This window comes from Azospirillum lipoferum 4B (assembly GCF_000283655.1).
Lineage (GTDB): Bacteria > Pseudomonadota > Alphaproteobacteria > Azospirillales > Azospirillaceae > Azospirillum > Azospirillum lipoferum_C.
This window is the reverse complement of the sequence record NC_016622.1, coordinates 1,306,068-1,326,964: the sequence shown is the minus strand read 5'-3', so window position 1 is coordinate 1,326,964 and position 20,897 is coordinate 1,306,068. Positions and strand designations below refer to the sequence as shown.

Genomic DNA, 20,897 nt, shown 5'->3' with positions numbered 1-20,897 from the left:
CCGCCATGTCCGCTCGCCTTCTGCCGGCCCTGGTCCTGTCCACCGCCGTCCTGGCACTCGGTGCCTGCGAACGGGTGGGCGGGCTGGCACCCTTCACCCATGTCTCGGAAGTACCGGATTCGGCCGGCGGAGCCATCACCGTGCAGAAGGGTGACAGCGCCTACAGCCTGTCCCGTCGCTACAATGTGCCGCTGCGCGACCTGATCGAGGCCAACAAGCTGGCGCCGCCCTACCGTCTGGACGTCGGGCAGCGGCTGGTCCTGCCGACCTCGCGCCAGTACATCGTGCAGAAGGGCGACAGCCTCTACAGCATCTCGCGGATGCACAATGTGGATGTCAGCGAACTGACGCGGCTGAACAACCTGTCGCCGCCCTATGCGGTGCAGGCCGGACAGCCCCTGCGCCTGCCGGGGGCGAACGAGGGCAGCGGCACCATGGTGGCCTCGGGGGTCGCTTCCGGCGGCGCCGTGCCGCTGACGCCGCAAGGGGCGCCATCCGGAACGCCTGCCGGGCGCGGCTCCGTCCAAACGTCGGAACTGCCGCCGCCGGGTGCGGCGTCCTCGTCCGGCGGCATATCCGCCACGCCGCTGACGCCGCCGCCGAAGCCGGGCAGTGCTGCCGAACCCGCGCCCACCCAGACGGCGCAGACTCCCGCGGGCGACAGCGCCTATCAGCCGGGACAGGCGCCGACCATGCTGCGCCCGCCCGGAGCCAAGCCGGCGCCGACCCCGATTCCGGCGCCTTCCGCCGCACCGGCGCCCGCCCCGCAGCAGGAGGTGGCAGCCGCTCCGCCGCCCAAGCCGGAGCCGAAGGCGGAAGCCGCGACCCCTCCGCGTGGCGGCGCCCGCTTCCTGTGGCCGGTGAAGGGCAAGCTGATTTCCGGATTCGGGCCGAAGCCGGACGGGCTGCACAATGACGGCCTGAACATCGCGGCGCCGAAGGGCACCGCGGTGGTCGCCGCCGACAACGGCGTGGTCGCCTATGCCGGCAACGAACTGCGCGGCTTCGGCAACCTGCTGCTGCTGAAGCATGCCGACGGCTGGATCACCGCCTACGCCCATCTCGACAAGATCGAGGTGGAGCGCGGCGCCACGGTGAAGCGGGGTCAGCTGATCGCCCGGGTCGGCCAGACCGGCGGCGTTTCCTCGCCCCAGCTCCATTTCGAGCTGCGCAAGGGCAGCCAGGCCGTCGACCCGAGCGATCAGATGGACCGCAAGGTCAGCGAAGGGGCTGCCCGAGACGACCGGCCAGGTCCTGGATGAACTGCCAGGCCACCCGGCCCGACCGGCTTCCGCGCGTGACCGACCATTCCACGGCCTCCGCGCGCAGCCGGTCGACCGGGATGTCCAGGCCGAAATGGCCGGCATAGCCTTCGATCATGGCGAAATAGGTGTCCTGGTCGCAGTTGTGGAAGCCCAACCACAGCCCGAACCGGTCGGACAGCGACACCTTCTCCTCCACCGCCTCGGCCGGGTTGATGGCGGTCGACCGCTCGTTCTCGATCATGTCGCGCGGCATCAGGTGGCGGCGGTTGGAGGTGGCGTAGAACACCACATTGTCCGGCCGCCCCTCGATCCCGCCGTCCAGCACCGCCTTCAGCGACTTGTAATGCGCGTCGTCATGGTCGAAGGACAGATCGTCGCAGAACAGGATGAAGCGGCGCGGCTCGCCCTTCAGCCGGGCCAGCAGGCGGGGCAGGGTTGGAATGTCCTCGCGGTGGATTTCCACCAGCGCCAGTTCGCCCGGCCGCTCCCCGCAGATGGCGGCGTGGGCCGCCTTGACCAGCGAGCTCTTGCCGGTGCCGCGCGCCCCCCACAGCAGGGCGTTGTTGGCGGGCAGGCCGGCGGCGAAACGCCGCGTGTTGTCCAGCAGGATCTCCCGCTGCCGTTCGATGCCCTGCAGAAGCATGATGTCGACGCGGTTGACCACCGGAACCGGCTCCAGCCGGTCGGGATCGGGGTGCCAGACGAAGGCGTCGGCGGCGGTGAAGTCCAGCGGGCGGTCCGGCGGCGGGGCCAGCCGTTCCAGCGCCTCTGCAATGCGGGTCAGCAGCGGAATCAGGGCCTGATCGGCACCGGAGGGGCCAGCACCGGAGCCAGCGATGGATTGCGACATAATTCTCCGGATATTTTTTCTGGATGTTCCATGGAAAGTGGGCGCCTGCGCAGCCATCTTTCCGACGCCTTCGCACCGTAACACAGCAGGGCAAGCACACAAGCCGTGGGGCGCCTGCGGATTGTGGCGCATCACCATTGCATCCCGGTCATGGGCGTTTATAGTCGCGGCGTCCCGGCGGAACGCCGATCCGGTGCCGAGACCAAACCTGTAAGGAGCTTCCAGATGTTCGTTTCGACGGCTTATGCACAGACGGCGGCGCCGGCTGGCGGCGGCGGTGACATGCTCGTCCAGTTTCTGCCGCTGATCCTGATCTTTGTCGTCTTCTACTTCCTGCTCATCCGTCCGCAGCAGAAGAAGATGAAGGAGCATAAGGCCATGCTGTCGGCGATCCGCCGCGGCGACCGCGTCGTGACCGGCGGCGGCATCATCGGCGTCGTCACCAAGGTCGGCTCCGACGACGAACTGACCGTCGAGATCGCCGAGAACGTGCGGGTGCGCTGCCTGCGCTCCACCGTGAATCTGGTGCTCGCCAAGACCGAGCCGGCCGGCAAGTCCGGTGGCGACGCCACCCCCGCCGCGACCGCGGAAGGCGAGGCCAAGCCGGCCGACACCCCCGCCGCCGGCGGCATCGGCAAGCTGTTCGGCCGCAAGTAAGCCGCAGCCGGGTTCCTCTCACGCGGGCCAGCCCGAAGGCGCTTCCCGTCCGGACAGGCCGGCCGCCGCTCATCCGCGGCGGACCGGTCCCACCGGTGCGGGTGTCTGATCGGATTCGAGTGACGCATGCTCTATTTTTCGCGCTGGAAGATTTACCTGATCCTGGCGACCTGCATCGCCGGCTTCATCATGATGCTGCCCAACTTCCTGGGCCGCGATACTCTGGCGGCGCTGCCGTCCTGGTACGCGCACAGCAAGGTGTCGCTGGGCCTCGATCTGCGCGGCGGATCGCATCTGTTGCTCGAGGTCGACATGGCCACCGTCATCCGTGACCGGGTGGAGGGGCTGGTCGACGGCGCCCGTCAGCAGCTGCGCACCGCCAATGTCGGCTACACCGCGCTGAATGCCGGCGACCGCGCCGTGACCGTTCAGCTGCGCGACCCGGCACAGGCCGACGACGCGGTGAAGGCGCTGCGCCAGCTGGCCAGCCCGGTGGGCGGCACGGCTCTGGGCGGCGGGCAGCCCGACCTGAACGTGTCGGTCGACGGCGGCACGGTGACCGTGGCGCTGAGCGAGGTCGCTCTGCGCGACCGCGCCACCCAGGCCATCGAGCAGTCGATCGAGATCGTCCGCCGCCGCATCGACGAGACCGGCGTGAACGAGCCGACGATCGCCCGCCAGGGCACGGACCGCATCCTGGTCCAGCTGCCCGGCGTGGAGGATCCCGACCGGATCAAGCGCCTGCTCGGCACCACGGCCAAGATGACCTTCCGACTGGTCGACGTGAATGCCGATCCCAACACCGGCCGCGCCCCTCCGGGATCGGAGATCCTGCCGTCGGCCGAGGGTGACCGCTTCCAGTCGAAATACGTCATCCGCAAGAAGGTCGAGGTCGATGGTGCCACGCTGCAGAATGCGTCGGCCGGCACCAACCCCCAGACCGGCGAATGGGTGGTGAACTTCGAGTTCAACACGGCGGGTGCCAACCGCTTCGCCGAAGTGACCAAGCAGAATGTCGGCCGGCCCTTCGCCATCGTGCTCGACAACAAGGTGATCAGCGCCCCCGTCATCCGCGAGCCGATCACCGGCGGACGCGGCCAGATCAGCGGCAACTTCAACGCCGCCAATGCCAACGACCTCGCCGTCCTGCTGCGCGCCGGCGCCCTGCCGGCTCCGCTGAAGGTGATCGAGGAGCGAACCGTCGGCCCTGACCTGGGTGCCGATTCGATCCGCGCCGGCCTGACCTCCGTCGCCGTCGGCTTCGCCATGGTCTGCGTCTACATGATCGCCAGCTACGGGCTGTTCGGCGCCTTCGCCTGCTTCGCGCTGTTCGTGAACATCGTGCTGACGTTGGCCGCGCTGTCGCTGCTGCAGGCCACGCTGACGCTGCCGGGCATCGCCGGCATCCTGCTGTCGCTGGGCCTGGCGGTCGACGCCAACATCCTGATCAACGAGCGTATCCGCGAGGAGACGAAGAAGGGCCGCGGCGTCTTCGCGTCGATGGAGGCCGGCTTCAGCCGCGCCTACAGCACGATCGTCGACTCCAACCTGACGACGGCCATCAAGATGGCGCTGCTGTTCATCTTCGGCACCGGCGCGATCAAGGGCTTCGCCGTCACCATCACCTTCGGCATCCTCATCTCCATGTTCACCGCCACGGTGCTGGTGCGCCTGATGATGGTGACGTGGCTGCGCCGGACGCGTCCGGCCGTGTTGCCGGTCTGAGAGGTCTTCCGATGTTCCATCTCCGCCTCGTCCCCGACAACACCAAGATCCCCTTCATGAATGGCCGCATCGCCGGCCTCGTCGTGTCGGCGATCCTGTCCATCGCGTCGGTCATCCTGTTCTTCCACCCCGGCCTGAACTACGGCATCGATTTCCGCGGCGGCATCGTCATCGAAGCGCGGACGCCGCAGGCCGCCGACTTCGGCTCGCTCCGCCACACGCTGTCCGGCCTTGGCATGGGGCAGGTGGCTCTGCAGGAGTTCGGGTCGCCCCAGGACGTGCTGATCCGCCTGGAACGCCAGCCCGGCGACGACGCCGCCCAGCAGGTCGCCGCCGATAAGGTGCGGAGCACTCTGGCCGAGGCCGTTCCCGGCACCCAGGTGCGCCGCGTCGAGGCCGTCGGCGCGTCGGTCAGCGGCGAGCTGTTCGCCAACGGCATGCTGGCGCTCGGCCTCGCCATGGTGGCGATGCTGGTCTACATCTGGTTCCGCTTCGAATGGCAGTTCGGCTTCGGCGCGGTGGTGACACTGCTGCTGGACATCACCAAGATCATCGGCTTCTACGCCATCACCGACATGCAGTTCAATCTGACGGCGGTGGCGGCGATCCTGACGGTCATGGGCTATTCGGTGAACGACAAGGTGGTGGTCTATGACCGCATGCGCGAGAATCTACGCATCTACAAGAAGATGCCGCTGCGCGACCTGATCGACCTGTCGATCAACGAGACGCTGAACCGCACGGTCGGCACCTCGGTCTGTACGCTGCTGTCGATCATCCCGCTGGCCCTGTTCGGCGGCGAGGCGCTGCAGGACTTCGGCATCGTGCTGATCTTCGGCGTTATCCTTGCGACCAGCTCGTCCGTGTTCATCGCGGCACCCATCTTGCTGTTCCTCGGCGAGAACCGCCTGCGCCGCGGCACCCCGACCGATGCGGCGCCGGGCAACACCCCGGCGACCACGCCGTAACGCTGGGCGACAACAATAGGGAGAGGGCAGCATGGCCGACATCATGCCGATGATCCCGTCCGACCGTCAGGTCATCGACGGCTATGGTCCGGGACAGTTTTGCGTGTCCGGTCAATGGCGCGTCGGCGCGGTCGTCGTGCTGCCCGACCACACCCAGGCCTGGGGGGTGACCGATGCCGCTTCCCTGACCCTGGAGGATTTCGCCATGGTGCTGGCGGCCGAGCCGAAGGTGGAGATCCTGCTGCTCGGCACTGGCCCGACCATGACGATGATTCCGAAGGCGCTTCGCCAGAGCCTGCGCGAACAGGGCGTGGTGGTGGAGCCTATGGACAGCCGCGCGGTGTGCCGGACCTACAACGTCCTGCTGGCCGAAGGGCGGCGGGTGGCGGCTGCGATGCTGCCGGTGTAGGTGCTGTTGAATCGAGAAGACCCGGCCGCTACAGTAAGGATATTCCTTACTGCGGGTGTGCCATGATCACCAGCAAACTGACCAGTAAAGCTCAGACGACGATTCCGCAGGCAGTGCGGACTGCGCTGGGCCTTCATGAGGGCGACGAGATCGCCTACCGCATTGAAGACGGCCGCGTCATCCTGACACGGGTCGCGCCGGTTCCTGTCGACGACCCCTTCCATTGCTTCACGGAATGGGACAGCGAAGTCGACCGGCGGGCCTATGCCGATCTTTGAAACCTGGAACGTCGTCAAGGTTCCGTTCCCTTACGCCGATCGCCCGGTCAGGCAGCGCCGACCGGCATTGGTCGTTGCAGCTGACATGCTCGAAACAAGCCACAGCCTGATCTGGGTGTTGATGATTACCAGCGCCGAGAACAGGGGGTGGCCTTCGGATGTACCTGTCAGTGACATCGATACGGCCGGGTTGCCGGTCCCATCGGTCGTGCGCACGGCCAAAGTCGCTGTGATCGATGCGCGTGACGCCGAACTGCTTGGTTCGCTTGTTGACAGTGATCGTCGGGCGATCAGCGCGCAGGTTGGCGGGCATCTTGCCGAAATGCTGAAAGCCGGCAGGGACAGCTGATGGCAGATACGACAAAGGCGCCCTTTCGGGCGCCTTTGCGTTTCTCAACCTTCGATGGGAAGGATCACGCAGCCATCTGCTCGGCGGCGAAGTCCCAGTTGGCGAGGTTGTCGATGACGGCCTTCACGAAGTCGGCGCGGCGGTTCTGGAAGTCGACGTAATAGGCATGCTCCCACACGTCGATGGTGAACAGCGGCTTGTGGCCGTGCGCCAGCGGGGTGTCGGCGTTGCCGGTCTTGCCGATCTTCAGCTTGTCGCCGTCCAGGTAGAGCCAGGCCCAGCCGGAACCGAACTGGGTCAGGGCGGCCTGGGTCAGCTCTTCCTTGAACTTCTCGACGCTGCCGAAGTCGGCGACGATGCGCTGCTCCAGGGCCGCCGGCATCTTGCCGCCGTCCTTCTTCAGGCACTGCCAGAAGAAGGTGTGGTTCCACACCTGGGCGGCGTTGTTGAAGATGCCGACCTTCGAAGCGTCGCCGACCGAAGCCTTGATGACCTCCTCCAGGCTGGCGTCGGCCAGCGGGGTGTCCTTGGTCAGGTTGTTCAGGTTGGTGACATAGGTCTGGTGGTGCTTGTCGTGGTGCAGGTGCAGCGTCTCCGACGAGATGTACGGAGCCAGGGCATCGTACGCATACGGAAGCGGCGGAAGTTCGAACGCCATTTTAATTCACCCTCTCTTCTTTGATTGTCCTTCCGGGCCGGGCCTTGCGAGCACGGCACCTCCGTCCGACCAAATAGGCCCATGACGGAAGCTTGTGAAGGCCGGAAACAGTCCCGAACGTCGTATGGGGTTATTTCCGTTCGCCAAAGCGGCCTCCGCCGCCCGGTTGCCAGAGCGTACGGCAGCCTCCAACGTGGCTGGAAGCCGCGTTTCCGTCCAGTCTCCGGCCAGCGTCAGGTTGCGCCAGCGGGTTTGCGGTCCCGGCCGGCGTGCGACCGATTCGGGCGACTGGTCGGGCGTCGCCCGCCGCTCCTTGACGACCCGATAGGGCCGAATCGGGGGTCCGAGTCGCTGGTCCAGGCCAAGGTGCCGCGCGATTTCCGCCCACAGCGTCGCGGCGACCGTCTCGGCCGGGAGTTCGGCCAGCGTGTCGGCGTCGCTGACGGTGACGGACAGCAGGTCGTCGCGGGCGAACAGCCATTCCGCCGTCCCGCCGACCAGCCCCAGGAAGGGCAGGCCGCCGGGCAGACGCACCGGGCCGTCCAGCCGGACATGCAGGTTGACGATGGCCGCACCCGGCGGCGGCACCGTCAGTCCCGGCACCAGCCGTTCCGCCGCCCAGGCCGGGGCGGCGACGATCACCTCGTCCGCCGGGCCGAGCGTCACGGCACTGCCGCCGGCGGAGAAGCCGGTCACGCGGTCGCCGTCGAAACTCAACCCATCCACCCGCGTGCCGGGATGCACGGCCGCTCCGGCCGCATGCAGGCGGGCAAGCGCCGGATCGACGAAGGCGGCGGACAGGCCGCGCGGCGTCAGGATCGGGCGGCAGGCGGCCTCGCCGCGCAGCAGCGTCTCGCGCAACACCGCGCCGAACAGGCGGGCGGAGACGCGCTTCACCGGGCCGTTGAGGGCGGAGACCGCCAGCGGGCGCCACAGCGGCTCGAACAGCCGGCCATCGGGCCGCAGCCGGTCGGCGACGGAGTGATCCTCGCCGGCGGTCAGGCAGTGCAAGGCGGCGAGGTAATCGAGCGGTCGGCTACCCGGAACCCGCCGCGCCGGATCGAACAGCCACAGCCCGCCGGGCCGCAAGGTCCAGGCGGCACCGGTGCGCAGGTCGAGGAAGGGGAAGGCGGCCGGGCGGACCTCCTCCAGGGCATCGGCACCGCCGGTGCGGCGGGCATAGTCGAGGAGATCCCGGTTGCCGCTGAGCACCATATGGCTGCCATTGTCGATGGAGCGGCCAAGCGTGGCGTCGTGGAAGCTGCGGCAGCGTCCGCCGGCCTGCGGAGCCTGCTCGTAGACCGCAACCCGCCTGCCGGCCTCCACCAGCCGGACGGCGGCGGCCAGCCCGGCCAGCCCGGCGCCGATTACATGTACGGTCTGGGGGACAATCTGGGGTGCAGTCATTCAAGTGGCCGGCGGAAGGCCGAGCATGCAGCGCACCGCGACCCAGGCACTTTCCCGCCGCCCGACCCGGACACGGGCGTTCAGGTCGCGCCAGCCCGCTTCGCGCAGGCGGCGCAGCAGCCGGTGATAGAGCACCATCATCGCCGTCGCCGCCCACAGCGAGCCCCGCGCCTGTCCGCCGATGGCCGCCCGTGCCTCGGCAAAGCGGGTCTCGGCGAGGTCCGCCAGCGCCTCGCAGGCCTGCGGCAGGGCGGGGTGCGCCAGCACCTCCGCCGGACGGTCGCTGGTGATGCCGGCGGCCAGCAGAAGCTCGCGCGGCAGGTAGAGGCGGTCGAGCTCTGCGTCCTCGGCCAGATCGCGCAGGATGTTGGTCAGCTGCAGCGCCTCGCCCAGCGCCAGGGCGAACCGTTCGGTGGCGGGATCGGCGCGGTCGAAGACGCGGATCGCCAGCATGCCGACTGCACCGGCGACGCGGCGGCAATAGAGGCGCAGGGTGTCGAGGTCGGGGGCGCACATGCCGCCGGCTTCCTCGCCGGCGACATCCATCGCCATGCCGTCGATCAGCGCCTCGAACTCCGCCCTCGGCAGGCCGTAGCGCTCGATGGCGCCCCTCAGCGCGGCGGTGAGCGAACCGCTGGGGGCGCCGCCGACATACAAGTCGCGGATGTCCCGGCGCCAGACGTCGAGCGCCGCACGCTTGGCCGCCGGCTCCCCCGGTTCGTCGGCGATGTCGTCGATGCGGCGGCAGAAGGCATAGATGGCGAACATCGCCGCCCGCTTGGATGCGGGCAGCAGGCGCATCGGCCAGTAGAAGGTGCTTCCCGACTTGGCGGTGACCGATTTGGCTGTGGCGGGCGACGCCGTATCGGGTGTCTTCTTGTCCGGCAACGTCGTGGATATCGGTTCCAGCGGGGCCGTCTCCAGCGGCGGAGGGGTCATCTGTCGCATCCTGGGCATTGCACGTGGGGACGTGCCTGGCGGTGCACGTCGTGACGTGTGGCCCGGGAGTTTATGCGGCGGAGAAGCTCCGCGCCAGTCCCCGCGCCACCGCCGCCAGCTTGTGGTGCGCGCGCAGCGTGACCTTCGCCTTCATCGGATCGCGCGCCTTCAGCCGCTTCGACAGCGATTCGGCGAGGCTGAGGATCACCGCCGCTTCCATCCGCAGACCGCGGTGCTGGATCAGGCCGGGCAGGGCGGCGGCGCGTTCGAGCAGCCGGTCGGTATGCTCCAGCGCCTGATCGAAGATGGCGCGCATGCGGACGTCGCTCTCGCCCTCCACCAGACGCTCGACGCTGATGCCGGCATCGTCGAACCAGACCAGCGGGATGTAGCAGCGGCCGAGCTGGGTCCAATCCTCGCGCGCGTCCTGCAGATGGTTCAGCACCTGCAAGGCGGAGCAGAGCGCGTCGGAAGCCGGTCCGGCCGCCACCCCCTCGCCATGCAGCTCCAGCAGATAGCGGCCGACCGGATTGGCGGAGAAGCGGCAATACAGCAGCAGGTCGCTCCAGCTGTGGCAGCGGGCGCCGACCGCGTCGCGGCGGAAGGCGCGCAGCACCTGCCGGGCATGGCGGTCGCTGACGCCGGTCTTCTGCAGGCTCTCGCGCAGCTCGGTCGCCGGCTTCAGATAGGCGTGCTTGGCCTGGCCGGAGGTCAGCGTGCGTTCAAGCGCCTCCAGATAGGCCAGCTTGGTCTCCGGTTCGAGATCGGGATCGTCGGCGATGTCGTCGGCCAGCCGCACGAAGCGGTAGAAGGCGATCACATGCGGGCGCAGATGTTTCGGAATCAGGCGGGAGGCGACCGGGAAATTCTCCCCCGTCTCGTCCTTGCGGGCGACCGGGCCGGTCTTGCGGGGCTTCGTCGGGGCGATGTTGAAATCCGTCATGGGATCCCTGCCTGCTGCGCGTCGGGGCTGGCGATGCGACCTTGTGTGCTTCATATAGGCGTGGCAACAGGCTTTGGCCCGTCCTTCCGTCGATCCTCCCCCTCTTTTTCCAATCAGGCATCCCATGGTTAAGGCTGCGACCGACCTGTCCTATTGCGGACGGGAGGTTCGGAAATATGACAACGACCACTTTCTGGCAGGTCTGTTCGTTCCCGCCGACAGGCGCGAGGCGATGTTCGCACTCTACGCCTTCAACCTGGAGATCGCGAAGACCCGAGAGGTCGTCAGCGAACCGATCCTGGGCCAGATGAGGCTTCAATTCTGGCGCGACGGCATGGAGGCCGTCTATGAGGATGGACCCGTACCCCGTCATGGCGTGATGGATCCTCTGGCGGAGGCCGCCCGCGGGCTGGGGCTGAGCCGCACCCTGTTCGACCGGCTGATCGACGCGCGGGAGGCCGACCTGGACGACACGCCGCCGGCCGATCTGGCCTGCCTCGTCAATTATGCCGAGGTGACCGGGGCGCCGCTGGTCCAGCTTGCGCTGGAAATCCTGGGCGTGCGGGACGAGGCGGCGATGGCGGCCGGGCGCCATGTCGGCATCGCCTATGCCCTCGCCGGCATCCTGCGCGCGGCCCCCTTCCTGGCCCGCCAGCACCGGCAGCGCCTGCCGGAAGACCTGATGCAGCGCCATGGCGCCAAGAGCGAGGATCTGTTCGCCGGCCGCTCCACCGCGGAACTGCGGTCGGTGGTGGGCGAGATCGCCGACGTGGCGCGCCGGCATCTGGCCGAGTCACGCGCCCTGCGCCGGGACGTGCCCAAAGCGGCGGTTCCGGCGCTGCTGCCGGCCACGCTGGCCGACCTGCATCTGGGCGTGATCGCGCGGGAAGGCAACGACGTGTTCGCCCCGCGCGTGCTGCTGCCCAACCCGTTCCGGCAGTTGAAGCTGGGCTGGGCGGCGATGCGCGGGCGCTACTGACTCCCGCGCTCCGTCCGAACGGTCAGCCCTTCAGCCAGCCGTCGAGGTCGCCCAGCGCCCGGCGGGTGTAGGCCAGCTTGCGGTCGCGGCCACGGATCTTGTCGTCCACCGGCGGGAACAGGCCGAAATTGACATTCATCGGCTGGTAGGTCTCGGCCTCCGCGCCGCCGGTGATGTGGCCGAGGATGGCGCCGAGCGCCGTGGTGACCGGCGGCCTGCTGATTTCCTGGCCCAGACGTTCCGCCGCGGCGAAACGGCCGGCGAGCAGACCGACGGCCGCGCTCTCCACATAGCCTTCGCAGCCCGTGACCTGCCCGGCGAAGCGCAGGCGGGGCAGCGACTTCAGCCGCAGGGCGTCGTCGAGCAGGCGCGGGCTGTTCAGGAAGGTGTTGCGGTGCATGCCGCCCAGCCGGGCGAACTCGGCATTCTCCAGGCCGGGGATCATGCGGAAGATGCGTGCCTGTTCGGCGTGGCGCAGCTTGGTCTGGAAACCGACGAGGTTGTAGAGCGTGCCCAGCGCATTGTCCTGGCGCAGCTGGACCACCGCATAGGGGCGGCGTTCCGGCTTGTGCGGGTTGGTCAGGCCGACCGGCTTCATCGGGCCGTAGCGCAGGGTATCGACGCCGCGCTCCGCCATCACCTCGATCGGCAGGCAGCCTTCGAAATAGGGGGTGTTCTTCTCCCACTCCTTGAAGTCGAGCTTCTCGCCCTCGATCAGGGCGGCGATGAAGGCGCGGTACTCGTCCTTCTCGAAGGCGCAGTTGATGTAGTCCTTGCCGGTGCCGCCGGGGCCGGGCTTGTCGTAGCGCGACTGGAACCACGCCTTCGACAGGTCGATGCTCTCCAGATAGACGATGGGGGCGATGGCGTCGAAGAAGGCCAGCGATTCCTCGCCGGTGTGGTCGCGCACGGCCTCCGCCAGGGCGGGGGAGGTGAGGGGGCCGGTGGCGACGATGACGCTGTCCCACTCCTCCGGCGGCAGGCCGGCGACCTCCTCGCGCTGGAGGGTGATGAGCGGGTGGCTGGCGATAGCCTCCGTCACCGCATCGGCGAAGCCGTCGCGGTCCATGGCGAGCGCACCGCCGGCCGGCACCTTGTGCGCGTCGGCGCAGCGCAGGATCAGCGAGCCGCAGCGCCGCATCTCCTCATGCAGCAGCCCCACCGCGTTGTATTCGGCATCGTCCGACCGGAAGGAGTTGGAGCAGACCAGCTCCGCCAGCTTGTCGGTATCGTGGGCCTCGGTCTTGCGGACCGGGCGCATCTCGTGCAGCACGACGGGCACGCCGCGCGAGGCGAGCTGCCAGGCGGCTTCCGATCCGGCGAGACCGCCGCCTATGACGTGGACGGGGCGAAGGGTGTCGGTCATTGAGACGAGTTTCCAGACAAAAGACTGCGGATGATTCGCGCGCAATCTAGGCTGTCTGCTGCCAAAACGACAGTCCTCAAACGGCGGCATGCCAACACAGATCGGCCGGCCTCCACAGGGAAGGCCGGCCGCAAGTCGATCAGGAGGCAACCGGAACATCTGGCCAGAACATCTGGCCAGAACCGTTACGTCGAGCGGAGGCTCACTCGCTCTCGGTCGTCGTGCTGCGTTCGATGGTGGTGGCACCGGACGGGGCCGGGGGCACGGTGGTCGAACCGTAGCTCGGCGTGGTGGTCGTGGTGGTCGTCGTGCTGGTGGTGGAACCGTCGGAGCCGCAGGCGGCCAGCAGCAGCGCGGCTCCCAGGGCGGTGCCCACACCGGTCAGAATCGTCTTCATGCGCCGTGTTCTCCCATGCAGTGCGAACTCTGCAGGGGAGAACACGGCTCAGCTTGCGTTTGTTCATGCCCTCTTTCGGGTTGCCGATTTCCGCACCGCCGGCTTCGCCTTCAGGTAGGGGGCGAGGTAGCGGCCGGTATAGCTGCGTTCCACCTTCGCGACATCCTCCGGCGTGCCTTCGGCGACGATCTCGCCGCCGCCGGTGCCGCCCTCCGGCCCCAGGTCGATGATCCAGTCGGCGGTCTTGATGACCTCCAGATTGTGTTCGATCACCAGCACCGTGTTGCCCTGGTCGACCAGCGCATGCAGCACCTCCATCAGCTTTTCGACGTCGGCGAAATGCAGGCCGGTGGTCGGTTCGTCGAGGATGTAGAGCGTGCGGCCGGTGGCGCGGCGGCTGAGTTCCTTGGACAGCTTGACGCGCTGCGCCTCGCCGCCAGACAGGGTGGTCGCCGCCTGCCCGATGTGGATGTAGCCGAGGCCGACCCGTTCCAGCGTGTCCATCTTGTCGCGGATGCCGGGCACCGCCTTGAAGAACTCCTTGCCCTCCTCGACCGTCATGTCCAGCACGTCGGCGATGGTCTTGTCGCGGTAGGTGACCTCCAGCGTCTCGCGGTTGTAGCGCTTGCCGTGGCAGACGTCGCAGGTGACGTAGACGTCGGGCAGGAAGTGCATCTCGATCTTGATGACGCCGTCGCCCTGGCAGGCCTCGCAGCGCCCGCCCTTGACGTTGAACGAGAAGCGGCCGGGACCGTAGCCGCGCGCCTTCGATTCCGGCAGGCCGGCGAACCAGTCGCGGATCGGGGTGAAGGCGCCGGTGTAGGTCGCGGGGTTGGAGCGCGGGGTGCGGCCGATCGGCGACTGGTCGATGTCGATGACCTTGTCGAGATGCTCCAGTCCCAGCACCGCGTCATGGTCCGCCGGATGCTCGCGCGCGCCCATCAGCTTGCGCGCCACCGCCTTGTAGAGCGTCTCGATGATCAGCGTCGACTTGCCGCCGCCCGACACGCCGGTCACGCAGGTGAAGGTGCCGAGCGGGATCTTGGTCGAGACGTTCTGCAGGTTGTTGGCGCGGGCGCCCTGCACCTCCAGGAACTGGCCGGGATGGCCGGGCCGGCGGGTTTCCGGCACCGGGACGAAGCGGGTGCCGTTCAGGTACTGGGCGGTGATGCTGTCGGGGTTCTTCTGAACCTCCTCCGGCCGGCCCTGGGCGATGACGGTGCCGCCATGCTGGCCGGCGCCGGGACCCATGTCGACCAGATAGTCGGCGCTGCGGATGGCGTCCTCGTCATGCTCGACGACGATGACGGTGTTGCCGATGTCGCGCAGCCGCTTCAGCGTTTCCAGCAGCCGGTCGTTGTCGCGCTGGTGCAGGCCGATGGACGGCTCGTCCAGCACATAGAGCACGCCGGTCAGGCCGGAGCCGATCTGCGACGCCAGCCGGATCCGCTGGCTCTCGCCGCCGGACAGGGTGCCGGACCCGCGGCTGAGAGTCAGGTATTCCAGCCCGACGGCGTTGAGGAAGCCGAGCCGCTCGTTGATCTCCTTCAGGATGCGGTAGGCGATCTCGCGGTCCTTGGGGCGCAGATGCTCGTTCAACTCGCTGAACCACGCACCGGCACCGGCGATGGACAGTTCCGCCGCCTCGGAGATGCTGCGGCCCCTGATCTTGACCGCCAGCGCTTCCGGCTTCAGCCGCGCGCCCTTGCAGACCTCGCAGGGCTGGGAGGACTGGTATTTGGACAGCTCGTCACGGGTCCAGGCGCTGTCCGTCTCGCGGTAGCGACGCTCCAGATTGTTGACGATGCCCTCGAACGCCTTGTTGGTCTGGTAGCGCCGCAGACCGTCGTCATAGGTCATGGTGATCGGCGACCCGTCCGAGCCGAACAGGATGGTCTGGCGCACCTTCTCCGGCAGATCCTGCCAGGGGGTGGTCATCGACGCGCCGAAATGCTCAGCTATGCTTTCCAGCGTCTGGTCGTAGTATTTGGAGGTCGAGCCGGCCCACGGCGCGATGGCGCCCTTCGCCAGAGACAGCCGTTCGTCCGGCACCACCAGCATCGGATCGAAATAGATCTTGCTGCCCAAGCCGTCGCAGGCCGGGCAGGCGCCGAACGGGTTGTTGAAGGAAAACAGCCGCGGCTCGATCTCCGGAATGGTGAAGCCGCTGACCGGGCAGGCGAATTTCTGCGAGAAGACGGTCATCTCGTTGGTCTCGGCATTCTCGACCCAGACGATGCCGTCGGCCAGCCCCAGCGCGGTCTCCAGCGAATCGGCCAGACGGTTGCCCAGCCCCTCGCGCACGACGATGCGGTCGACCACCACCTCGATGTCGTGCTTCAGCTTCTTGTTGAGCGCCGGCACCTCGTCGATCTCGTACATGGTGCCGTCGACCCGCACGCGCTGGAAGCCGCGCTTGCGCAGGTCCTGGATTTCCTTCTTGTACTCGCCCTTGCGGCCGCGCACGAAGGGCGCCAGCAGCAGCAGGCGCGTGCCCTCCGGCATCGCCATGATGCGGTCGACCATCTGGCTGACCGTCTGGCTTTCGATGGGCAGGCCGGTGGCCGGCGAATAGGGGATGCCGACGCGCGCCCACAACAGGCGCATGTAGTCGTAGATCTCCGTCACCGTGCCGACGGTGGAGCGCGGGTTCTTCGACGTCGTCTTCTGTTCGATGGAGATGGCCGGCGACAGCCCCTCGATCGAATCGACGTCCGGCTTCTGCATCAGCTCCAGGAACTGGCGCGCGTAGGCCGACAGGCTTTCCACGTAGCGCCGCTGCCCCTCGGCATAGATCGTGTCGAAGGCGAGCGACGACTTGCCCGATCCCGACAGGCCGGTGATGACGATCAGCTCGTCGCGCGGCAGATCCACATCGACGTTCTTCAGGTTATGTTCCCGCGCGCCGCGGACGCTGATGTACTTGTTCATGGAGTGTTCTTTTACCCGAAGCCCATCCGGATGGAAAGTGGCAAGCAGCCGTGCCGCATGACGAAAAACGGACCGCCCCCGCGGCGGCCCTTGCGCTGACCGCTGCGGCATCGCTGCCCGTCGGCCGGCTGACGATATATGCGCCGGGCGCGCCATTGCCACGGGTGCCCAGCGCAGGTCGGTCATGACCAGAAGGGCGGCACGGCGCGGAAGCGCTTCCACAGCTCGGGCAGGGCCTTGCGCCGCTTTTCGGCTTGACGCTCGATCCAGGCGGCGACGGCGGCGGCGGTCTGCGGGTCGGCACCCTTCAGTTCGCCCAGCATGCGGGCGCCGGTGACGGCGTCCTGTTCGGCGTCCAGCGCCGCCTGCAGCGGTTCCAGCGCCGCGAAGAAGGGCAGGGCGGCGGCCTCCGGATACAGGCCGCGGAAGAAATCGGCGGTGTAGCGCAGGCTGCGCAGCCGGCGGCGCAGCTTGTCGCGGCCTTTGGCGTCCTCCGGCGGCTTGGCCGTCTTGCCGAGCTTCGCCATGCGGTCGGACAGCCAGCCGCCGGCAAGCGAGGCGACCGGCGCCGACAGCATGGCGCGGCGGTCGCCCTCGGCCTCCGACATCCAGCGGCCATGCTCCAGCCACGCGCCGAGCGCCAGCACCATGGTGGTGCAGCCGGGCGCCAGGATCGCCGCCATGGCTTCCCGCGCCGGACCGGCCCCGGACGAGCGGGCGAGGGAAGCCAGCCGCTCCAGCGCCGCGCGGTCGATGCCCGGCAGCGCGGTGGAGTCGGCGAGAAGCGGATCGACGACGCCGGACATCAGCACGTCCCAGCCCCGCGCCGGCCCAAGCCGCTTCGCCAGCGCCCGGCTCTCCTCCACCAGCCGGTCGGCTTCGGGGGAGGCGATCAGCGGCGCGAAGAGGCGGTGTGCGGTGCGCAGCCGGCGCAGCGCGATTCTCATCCGGTGCAGCCCCTCCACATCGCTGCCGCCGAGCGCGCAGGCCTCGTTGGCGAGGAACTGGCGCAGGGCCTGGCGCAGGATGTGGCGATAGGCCTCGGCCACCGTGGTCAGGGGGGACAGGCCCAGCGGCTCGGCCTCCACCGGTCCGGGCGCCTTGCCGGTGACCAGCCGAAGCCCGGCCTCCGCCTTGCTGTCATTGCCGATCCGCATGGGGATGGCGGCCTGCAGGGTCAGCGCCAGATCGAACAGGCTGGCGACCTTTCCGGCTTTCAGCTCCAGTTCCACCTCGCTGATCGGCAGCGATTTGCCGCCGGCATAAACCCGCCCGTCGTCGACCGCCATCTCGACCGCCGTCAGCGGATCGGGACGGAGCAGCAGGGTGGTGCGTTGGAAATCGGTGATGAACAGGCAGTCCAGCTCGTCGAGTGCCGCCGCCGGCACCAGACCGGCGACGCCGGGATCGGTCAGCACGCCGCGGTCCACCGCTTCGCCCGCGACGATCCAGTCCCACTCCCGCCGCACCGCGACCGCGGCGGAATCGCCGGGGCTGGCGCTGTTGACCGTCTTCAGCGTCTGGACGAAGCGGTCGCCCTCCTGCCGCACGCGCAGCGCCACGCCGTTGGCCGCCAGCTTCAGGTCCGGCGTGTCGAAATAGGCGGTGCGCAGGCGCCGGGTCGTCGCCGGCCCGTCGGCCAGCGCCAGCAGAGCCGGCAGCGAGGCGACCCGCGCCAGATCCGCCGAGGCCGCATGGAGTTTCAGCTCCACCTCGCGGAAGGCGGGGGCGGAGGGCTGCGCATCGGGGGCGGTGGACGGGTTGGCGGGCGGAATGGCGGGTGGCAAGGGTCGGCATCCTCCCGAATCCGGCCGAGATGGCCTGGCGGCCAAAATGGCCCGGTGGCCAATGCGGCCTGGAATTGAACAGGTGGCTCCGTGGATACTCCAACCGCCGCCGCAGGTTAAGAGAGTTTACGCGGCTGCACAAAATCGGCCAGCCGGCCGGCGCCAAGCTCCAGCTCCGCCCAATGCAGGGTTTCGAAGACCAGGACGGCGCAGGCGCCGGTCGGAAACTTGTCGGCCAGATCGTGGCGCAGGTTATGATCGCCGCTGCCGGCCAGTGCGTTCGCCAGTTCGTGCAAATCCGGATTGTGGGCCACCAGCATCACGCCGGTCACCTTGTCCGGCACGTCGCGCAGCCGCTCCAGCAACGTGCGGGCACCGCAGAGATACAGGCCGCGTTCATGTTCCACCGGCGGGTAGGGCGCGCCCATGGCCGTCATGACCCGCTTGCGCGTTTCCACCGCCCGGACCGCGGTCGAGCACAGGACGAGGTCGATGTGGGCGTGATGCCTGGCGAGATGGCCGCCGACCAGCGACGCCGCCTTCTCCCCACGGGCGTTCAGGGGCCGGTCGTGATCCCCCAGCGACGGATCGTCCCAGGAGGATTTGGCATGGCGCAGCAGGAACAGCGTCTTCATGGCGGGGTTCGGTCGTATTGGACAGGCCGTGAGGCGGGGGAGGGGTGGGATATGGCTCGAAACATCGCCAAATGGGAGTCCTGAAACCGTAACGCATATGAGATACTGTGTCTTCCCACCATATGACGGTTGCCCAAGGCCTCGCATCGCGGCCCAGGGCAGACGGGGCCCCAAGATTTCAGAGGTTGACGTGACGCATCTCCAGGAACTCGAGTCGGTCGGCATCGAGCCCAACGCTCCCGAACGCTTCATCAATCGAGAGTTGTCGTGGCTGGCATTCAACCAGCGCGTCCTGGACGAAGCCGCCAATCCGAACCATCCGCTGCTGGAGCGGCTGCGCTTCCTGTCGATTTCCGCCAGCAACCTCGACGAATTCTACATGGTCCGCGTCGCCGGCCTGAAAGGGCAGGTGGCCGCCGGGGTCAAGGCGCCCAGCCCCGAGAATCTCACGCCGGCCCAGCAGCTGACCGCGGTCAAGCAGCGCATCGCCGCATTGATGGACAGCCAGCAGACGATGTGGCGCACCCTGAAGGGCGAGCTGCGCGAGGCCGGGATCTCCGTCGTCGATCCCAGCGACCTCAGCGAAGGCGAGATGGACTGGCTGGAGGCCAGGTTCCTCGACGACATCTTCCCGATTCTGACGCCCATCGCGGTCGACCCGGCCCACCCCTTCCCGTTCCTGCCGAACCTGGGATTCTCGCTGGCGCTGCAGCTGCACGATCCGGTCAAGGGCCGGCATATCGACGCGCTGGTGCCGCTGCCCACGCAGCTGGAACGGTTCATGCGCCTGCCGGGGTCGGACATCCGTTTCATCCAGCTGGAAAAGGTGGTGATGCAGTTCATCGACCGCCTGTTCCCTCCGTTCCAGGTCAAGGCGCACGGCGTCTTCCGCGTCCTGCGCGACAGCGAGATCGAGATCGAGGAAGAGGCGGAGGATCTGGTCCGCACCTTCGAGAGCGCGCTGAAGCGCCGCCGCCGCGGCAGCGTCATCCGGCTGGCGACCGACAGCGGCATGGCGGCCGACCTGCGCGATTTCCTGCGCCATGAGCTGAACGTGGCGTCGGACGACGTCTTCATCCTCGACGGGCTGATCGGCCTGACCGACACCAAGCAGCTGATCGTCGACGAGCGCCCCGATCTGGTCTTCCGCCCCTTCAACGCCCGCTTCCCCGAGCGGATCCGCGATTTCGGCGGCGATTGCTTCGCGGCGATCCGCCACAAGGACATCGTCGTCCACCACCCCTACGAATCCTTCGACGTGGTGGTGCAGTTCATCCGTCAGGCGGCGCGCGACCCGCAGGTGGTGGCGATCAAGCAGACGCTCTACCGCACCAGCAAGGACAGCCCCATCGTCGCCGCCCTGATCGAGGCGGCGGAGGCCGGCAAGTCGGTGACCGCGCTGGTCGAACTGAAGGCGCGCTTCGACGAGGAGGCCAACATCCGCTGGGCGCGCGACCTGGAACGCGCCGGCGCCCAGGTGGTCTACGGCTTCGTCGATCTGAAGACGCATGCGAAGGTATCGCTGGTGGTGCGGCGCGAGAAGAAGGCGCTGCGCAGCTACGTCCATTTCGGGACCGGCAACTATCACCCGATCACCGCGAAGATCTACACCGACCTGTCCTTCTTCACCTGCGACCCGGCGCTGTGCCATGACGCCGCCGTCATGTTCAACTTCATGACCGGTTATGCCACGCCCAAGGTTCTGGAGAAGATCGCCATCGCGCCGATCACCCTGCGCCAGCGCCTGTCCGACCTGATCGAGGGGGAGATCGCCCACGCCGCCGCCGGCCGTCCGGCCTCGATCTGGGTGAAGCTGAACTCCCTGGTCGATCCGGTCATCATCGACAAGCTGTACAAGGCATCCCAGGCCGGGGTGCAGATCGACATGATCATCCGCGGCATCTGCTGCCTGCGGCCGGGGGTGAAGGGGCTGTCGGAGAACATCCGGGTGCGCAGCATCGTCGGCCGCTTCCTGGAGCATGGCCGCGTCATCTGCTTCGGCAACGGCCATCCCATGCCCAGCAACCAGGCCAAGATCTTCATCTCCTCGGCCGACTGGATGACCCGTAACCTGGATCGCCGGATCGAGACGCTGGTGCCCATCGAGAACCCGACGGTGCATGAACAGGTGCTGGACCAGATCATGGTCGCCAACATGAAGGACGACGCAAGCACCTGGAAGCTCGGTCCCGACGGCGTGTACCATCGGGTCAAGGCTGGCCCCGACGCGTTCAGTGCCCATAATTACTTCATGACCAACCCCAGCCTGTCGGGCCGGGGCAGCGCGCTCAGCAGCAAGCGCACGCCGCCGCGGCTCATGCTGCACGCGGTGTCCTGAGGACGGGTGACGGGAG

19 protein-coding genes are annotated in these 20,897 nt (G+C 68.0%); 9 read left to right on the top strand and 10 right to left on the bottom strand.

Going from position 1 to position 20,897, the window contains the following annotated elements:
* Positions 1 to 5 precede the first annotated feature (5 nt).
* Positions 6 to 1,262 (top strand): LysM peptidoglycan-binding domain-containing M23 family metallopeptidase, encoded by a 1,257-nt coding sequence (locus AZOLI_RS06095; protein ID WP_244442535.1) that lies wholly within the window; start codon positions 6 to 8, stop codon positions 1,260 to 1,262.
* Here the strand turns inward: AZOLI_RS06095 and AZOLI_RS06090 are convergent.
* Positions 1,219 to 2,115, bottom strand: coding sequence for an ATP-binding protein (locus tag AZOLI_RS06090; RefSeq protein ID WP_014247722.1), 897 nt, complete (start codon positions 2,113 to 2,115; stop codon positions 1,219 to 1,221). The two genes, AZOLI_RS06095 and AZOLI_RS06090, sit on opposite strands and share 44 nt — an antisense overlap.
* 225 nt (positions 2,116 to 2,340) lie before the next feature.
* Between AZOLI_RS06090 and yajC the strand changes: the two genes are divergently transcribed.
* The 6 genes from yajC (at position 2,341) to AZOLI_RS06060 (ending at position 6,501) form a co-directional block, all read left to right on the top strand.
* The gene (yajC, locus tag AZOLI_RS06085; RefSeq protein WP_014247721.1) at positions 2,341 to 2,772 is read left to right on the top strand and encodes a preprotein translocase subunit YajC; all 432 of its coding nucleotides are present in this window, start codon (positions 2,341 to 2,343) and stop codon (positions 2,770 to 2,772) included.
* 126 nt (positions 2,773 to 2,898) lie between these two features.
* Positions 2,899 to 4,497 carry a protein translocase subunit SecD gene (gene secD, locus AZOLI_RS06080; RefSeq protein WP_014247720.1) on the top strand — a complete coding sequence of 533 codons (1,599 nt, stop codon included), beginning with the start codon at positions 2,899 to 2,901 and terminating at the stop codon, positions 4,495 to 4,497.
* Positions 4,498 to 4,508: 11 nt separating this feature from the next.
* Entirely contained in the window at positions 4,509 to 5,465 is a 957-nt protein-coding gene (gene secF, locus AZOLI_RS06075; protein ID WP_014247719.1) for a protein translocase subunit SecF, read from the top strand.
* Between the two features lie 31 nt (positions 5,466 to 5,496).
* The gene (locus AZOLI_RS06070) at positions 5,497 to 5,874 is read left to right on the top strand and encodes an Mth938-like domain-containing protein (protein ID WP_014247718.1); all 378 of its coding nucleotides are present in this window, start codon (positions 5,497 to 5,499) and stop codon (positions 5,872 to 5,874) included.
* A 62-nt stretch (positions 5,875 to 5,936) separates the two neighbouring features.
* Positions 5,937 to 6,152 (top strand): AbrB/MazE/SpoVT family DNA-binding domain-containing protein, encoded by a 216-nt coding sequence (locus AZOLI_RS06065; RefSeq protein WP_014247717.1) that lies wholly within the window; start codon positions 5,937 to 5,939, stop codon positions 6,150 to 6,152.
* A complete protein-coding gene (locus tag AZOLI_RS06060) occupies positions 6,139 to 6,501 on the top strand; it encodes a type II toxin-antitoxin system PemK/MazF family toxin (RefSeq protein ID WP_044549784.1) in 363 nt (120 codons plus the stop codon). Before AZOLI_RS06065 ends, AZOLI_RS06060 begins: the two co-directional genes overlap by 14 nt.
* A gap of 64 nt (positions 6,502 to 6,565) precedes the next feature.
* Here AZOLI_RS06060 and AZOLI_RS06055 read toward each other — a convergent pair whose 3' ends face one another.
* The 4 genes from AZOLI_RS06055 to AZOLI_RS06040 all read right to left on the bottom strand — a co-directional run bounded on the left by AZOLI_RS06055 (position 6,566) and on the right by AZOLI_RS06040 (position 10,448).
* Complete coding sequence (locus AZOLI_RS06055) at positions 6,566 to 7,159, bottom strand: superoxide dismutase (protein ID WP_014247715.1); 594 nt, start codon at positions 7,157 to 7,159, stop codon at positions 6,566 to 6,568.
* Between the two features lie 6 nt (positions 7,160 to 7,165).
* Positions 7,166 to 8,566, bottom strand: a complete 1,401-nt coding sequence (gene hpnE, locus AZOLI_RS06050) for a hydroxysqualene dehydroxylase HpnE (RefSeq protein ID WP_014247714.1) — start codon at positions 8,564 to 8,566, stop codon at positions 7,166 to 7,168.
* Positions 8,567 to 9,505 (bottom strand): presqualene diphosphate synthase HpnD, encoded by a 939-nt coding sequence (gene hpnD / locus AZOLI_RS06045; RefSeq protein WP_014247713.1) that lies wholly within the window; start codon positions 9,503 to 9,505, stop codon positions 8,567 to 8,569.
* 70 nt (positions 9,506 to 9,575) lie between these two features.
* Positions 9,576 to 10,448 carry a squalene/phytoene synthase family protein gene (locus AZOLI_RS06040; protein ID WP_014247712.1) on the bottom strand — a complete coding sequence of 291 codons (873 nt, stop codon included), beginning with the start codon at positions 10,446 to 10,448 and terminating at the stop codon, positions 9,576 to 9,578.
* A gap of 124 nt (positions 10,449 to 10,572) precedes the next feature.
* Here AZOLI_RS06040 and AZOLI_RS06035 point away from each other — a divergent pair, with 124 nt between their 5' ends.
* Positions 10,573 to 11,427 carry a phytoene/squalene synthase family protein gene (locus AZOLI_RS06035; RefSeq protein ID WP_014247711.1) on the top strand — a complete coding sequence of 285 codons (855 nt, stop codon included), beginning with the start codon at positions 10,573 to 10,575 and terminating at the stop codon, positions 11,425 to 11,427.
* A 22-nt stretch (positions 11,428 to 11,449) separates the two neighbouring features.
* Here the strand turns inward: AZOLI_RS06035 and trmFO are convergent, their stop codons facing one another.
* The 5 genes from trmFO to AZOLI_RS06010 form a co-directional block, all read right to left on the bottom strand.
* Complete coding sequence (trmFO, locus tag AZOLI_RS06030; RefSeq protein ID WP_014247710.1) at positions 11,450 to 12,793, bottom strand: methylenetetrahydrofolate--tRNA-(uracil(54)-C(5))-methyltransferase (FADH(2)-oxidizing) TrmFO; 1,344 nt, start codon at positions 12,791 to 12,793, stop codon at positions 11,450 to 11,452.
* A 202-nt stretch (positions 12,794 to 12,995) separates the two neighbouring features.
* Positions 12,996 to 13,190, bottom strand: coding sequence for a hypothetical protein (locus AZOLI_RS06025; RefSeq protein ID WP_014247709.1), 195 nt, complete (start codon positions 13,188 to 13,190; stop codon positions 12,996 to 12,998).
* Positions 13,191 to 13,253: 63 nt separating this feature from the next.
* Positions 13,254 to 16,121, bottom strand: coding sequence for an excinuclease ABC subunit UvrA (gene uvrA / locus AZOLI_RS06020; RefSeq protein ID WP_014247708.1), 2,868 nt, complete (start codon positions 16,119 to 16,121; stop codon positions 13,254 to 13,256).
* A gap of 182 nt (positions 16,122 to 16,303) precedes the next feature.
* The gene (locus AZOLI_RS06015) at positions 16,304 to 17,908 is read right to left on the bottom strand and encodes a CYTH and CHAD domain-containing protein (protein ID WP_014247707.1); all 1,605 of its coding nucleotides are present in this window, start codon (positions 17,906 to 17,908) and stop codon (positions 16,304 to 16,306) included.
* Between the two features lie 116 nt (positions 17,909 to 18,024).
* Positions 18,025 to 18,543, bottom strand: coding sequence for a SixA phosphatase family protein (locus AZOLI_RS06010; RefSeq protein ID WP_014247706.1), 519 nt, complete (start codon positions 18,541 to 18,543; stop codon positions 18,025 to 18,027).
* Between the two features lie 190 nt (positions 18,544 to 18,733).
* On the opposite strand from AZOLI_RS06010, the gene AZOLI_RS06005 reads away from it, so the two are divergent.
* The gene (locus tag AZOLI_RS06005) at positions 18,734 to 20,881 is read left to right on the top strand and encodes an RNA degradosome polyphosphate kinase (protein ID WP_014247705.1); all 2,148 of its coding nucleotides are present in this window, start codon (positions 18,734 to 18,736) and stop codon (positions 20,879 to 20,881) included.
* Positions 20,882 to 20,897: the final 16 nt, after the last annotated feature.

Bases quoted from the DNA above. Each gene is read 5' to 3' on its own strand.
- hpnE (WP_014247714.1), bottom strand. From the start codon at position 8,566: ATGACTGCACCCCAGATTGTCCCCCAGACCGTACATGTAATCGGCGCC.
- AZOLI_RS06095 (WP_244442535.1), top strand. From the start codon at position 6: ATGTCCGCTCGCCTTCTGCCGGCCCTGGTCCTGTCCACCGCCGTCCTG.
- trmFO (WP_014247710.1), bottom strand. From the start codon at position 12,793: ATGACCGACACCCTTCGCCCCGTCCACGTCATAGGCGGCGGTCTCGCC.
- AZOLI_RS06010 (WP_014247706.1), bottom strand. From the start codon at position 18,543: ATGAAGACGCTGTTCCTGCTGCGCCATGCCAAATCCTCCTGGGACGAT.
- secF (WP_014247719.1), top strand. From the start codon at position 4,509: ATGTTCCATCTCCGCCTCGTCCCCGACAACACCAAGATCCCCTTCATG.
- AZOLI_RS06070 (WP_014247718.1), top strand. From the start codon at position 5,497: ATGGCCGACATCATGCCGATGATCCCGTCCGACCGTCAGGTCATCGAC.
- AZOLI_RS06025 (WP_014247709.1), bottom strand. From the start codon at position 13,190: ATGAAGACGATTCTGACCGGTGTGGGCACCGCCCTGGGAGCCGCGCTG.
- AZOLI_RS06065 (WP_014247717.1), top strand. From the start codon at position 5,937: ATGATCACCAGCAAACTGACCAGTAAAGCTCAGACGACGATTCCGCAG.
- uvrA (WP_014247708.1), bottom strand. From the start codon at position 16,121: ATGAACAAGTACATCAGCGTCCGCGGCGCGCGGGAACATAACCTGAAG.
- AZOLI_RS06040 (WP_014247712.1), bottom strand. From the start codon at position 10,448: ATGACGGATTTCAACATCGCCCCGACGAAGCCCCGCAAGACCGGCCCG.
- AZOLI_RS06055 (WP_014247715.1), bottom strand. From the start codon at position 7,159: ATGGCGTTCGAACTTCCGCCGCTTCCGTATGCGTACGATGCCCTGGCT.
- AZOLI_RS06090 (WP_014247722.1), bottom strand. From the start codon at position 2,115: ATGTCGCAATCCATCGCTGGCTCCGGTGCTGGCCCCTCCGGTGCCGAT.
- secD (WP_014247720.1), top strand. From the start codon at position 2,899: ATGCTCTATTTTTCGCGCTGGAAGATTTACCTGATCCTGGCGACCTGC.
- yajC (WP_014247721.1), top strand. From the start codon at position 2,341: ATGTTCGTTTCGACGGCTTATGCACAGACGGCGGCGCCGGCTGGCGGC.
- AZOLI_RS06060 (WP_044549784.1), top strand. From the start codon at position 6,139: ATGCCGATCTTTGAAACCTGGAACGTCGTCAAGGTTCCGTTCCCTTAC.
- hpnD (WP_014247713.1), bottom strand. From the start codon at position 9,505: ATGACCCCTCCGCCGCTGGAGACGGCCCCGCTGGAACCGATATCCACG.
- AZOLI_RS06035 (WP_014247711.1), top strand. From the start codon at position 10,573: ATGGTTAAGGCTGCGACCGACCTGTCCTATTGCGGACGGGAGGTTCGG.